Below are 2,274 nucleotides of genomic sequence, written 5' to 3' on the forward strand. Positions count from 1 at the left end.
CAGCGTTGCGTGGTTGCTTGGGTGGGGTAGAGCACTGGTTGGTTGATGGGCCTTCGCGGGTTACTGAGATCAGCCAAACTCCGAATACGCCTGAGTTTGAGCGTGGCAGTGAGACGGCGGGGGAGAAGCTTCGTCGTCGAGAGGGAAACAGCCCAGAGCATCGGCTAAGGCCCCTAAGTGTGCGCTTAGTGGGAAAGGATGTGGGATCGCCGAGACAACCAGGAGGTTGGCTTAGAAGCAGCCATCCTTGAAAGAGTGCGTAATAGCTCACTGGTCAAGTGGTCCTGCGCCGACAATGTAGCGGGGCTGAAGCGCACCGCCGAAGCCATGCCAGCAGCACTGTTTGGTGTTGTTGGGTAGGGGAGCGTCCTGCATGCGGTGAAGCGCCGGAGTGATCCTGGTGTGGAGTGTGTGGGAGTGAGAATGCAGGCATGAGTAGCGAGTGAAGAGTGAGAATCTCTTCCGCCGGATGACCAAGGGTTCCTGGGGAAGGTTCGTCCGCCCAGGGTGAGTCGGGGCCTAAGGCGAGGCCGACAGGCGTAGTCGATGGATAACGGGTTGATATTCCCGTACCCGTGTGGACGCGTCCATAGCGAAACGGTTGATACTAACCATCCGTCTGCTGTGTGAGTCTTCGGACGAGCGTGGTGGGTGCATGGGGCCTGATTCCGCGGTAGTTAAGTGATGGGGTGACGCAGGAGGGTAGCTCTGCCAGTGAGTGGTAGTACTGGTGTAAGCCTGTAGCCCGGTGTGTAGGTAAATCCGCACGCCATGTGGGTGAGGGGTGATGCATAGCCGTTGTGGTGATGTGAGTGATCCCATGCTGTCGAGAAAAGCCTCTAGCGAGTGTCTTCACGGCCCGTACCCGAAACCGACACAGGTGGTCAGGTAGAGAATACCGAGGCGGTCGGGTGAACTGTGGTTAAGGAATTCGGCAAATTGCCCCCGTAACTTTGGGAGAAGGGGGGCCACTGCTGGTGAACGCCCTTGCGGTGGGAGCTGGTGGTGGTCGCAGAGGCCAGGGAGAAGCGACTGTTTACTAAAAACACAGGTCCATGCGAAGCCGTAAGGCGATGTATATGGACTGACGCCTGCCCGGTGCTGGAACGTTAAGAGGACCCGTGAACCTGTAAGGGTGTAGCGGAGAATTTAAGCGCCAGTAAACGGCGGTGGTAACTATAACCATCCTAAGGTAGCGAAATTCCTTGTCGGGTAAGTTCCGACCTGCACGAATGGCGTAACGACTTCTCCGCTGTCTCGACCACAGGCCCGGTGAAATTGCAGTACGAGTAAAGATGCTCGTTTCGCGCGGCAGGACGGAAAGACCCCGGGACCTTTACTATAGCTTGGTATTGGTGTTTGGTTCGGCTTGTGTAGGATAGGTGGGAGACTGTGAAGCATTCACGCTAGTGGGTGTGGAGTCGTTGGTGAAATACCACTCTGGTCGTTCCGGGCATCTAACTCGGGTCCGTGATCCGGATCGGGGACAGTGCCTGGTGGGTAGTTTAACTGGGGCGGTTGCCTCCTAAAGGGTAACGGAGGCGCCCAAAGGTTCCCTCAGCCTGGTTGGCAATCAGGTGTTGAGTGTAAGTGTATAAGGGAGCTTGACTGTGAGACTGACGGGTCGAGCAGGTGCGAAAGCAGGGACTAGTGATCCGGCACTGGCTGGTGGAAGCGGTGTCGCTCAACGGATAAAAGGTACCCCGGGGATAACAGGCTGATCTTGCCCAAGAGTCCATATCGACGGCATGGTTTGGCACCTCGATGTCGGCTCGTCGCATCCTGGGGCTGGAGTTGGTCCCAAGGGTTGGGCTGTTCGCCCATTAAAGCGGCACGCGAGCTGGGTTTAGAACGTCGTGAGACAGTTCGGTCCCTATCCGCCGCGCGCGTAGGAGACTTGCGGAAGGCTGTCCCTAGTACGAGAGGACCGGGACGGACGAACCTCTGGTGTGCCAGTCGTTCTGCCAAGGGCGTGGCTGGTTGGCTATGTTCGGGAGGGATAACCGCTGAAAGCATCTAAGCGGGAAGCCTGTTCCTAGATGAGGTCTCCCACCCTTTGTGGGTTAAGGCCCCCAAGAGATGATTGGGTTGACAGGCCAGATATGGAAGCACTGTAAGGTGTGGAGTTGACTGGTGCTGATAGGCCGAGGACTTGCTCACAAAGATTGCTACGCACCCACTATACGGTATCTGAGACAACAACCAGGCTATGGTTGTTGTTGATAATTGAATTGATGATCGCTTGTTGATCGTCGACACCCGAGTTTTCCTGCC

At 56.6% G+C, this 2,274-nt stretch carries 1 rRNA gene (running past one end of the window); it reads left to right on the forward strand.

The features are described 5' to 3' along the window. A 23S ribosomal RNA gene (locus AC07FN_RS45680) occupies nucleotides 1-2,160 on the forward strand; it begins 913 nt to the left of the window's first position. Nucleotides 2,161-2,274 lie beyond the last annotated feature (114 nt).

The organism is Saccharopolyspora sp. NPDC045941 (assembly GCF_056431445.1).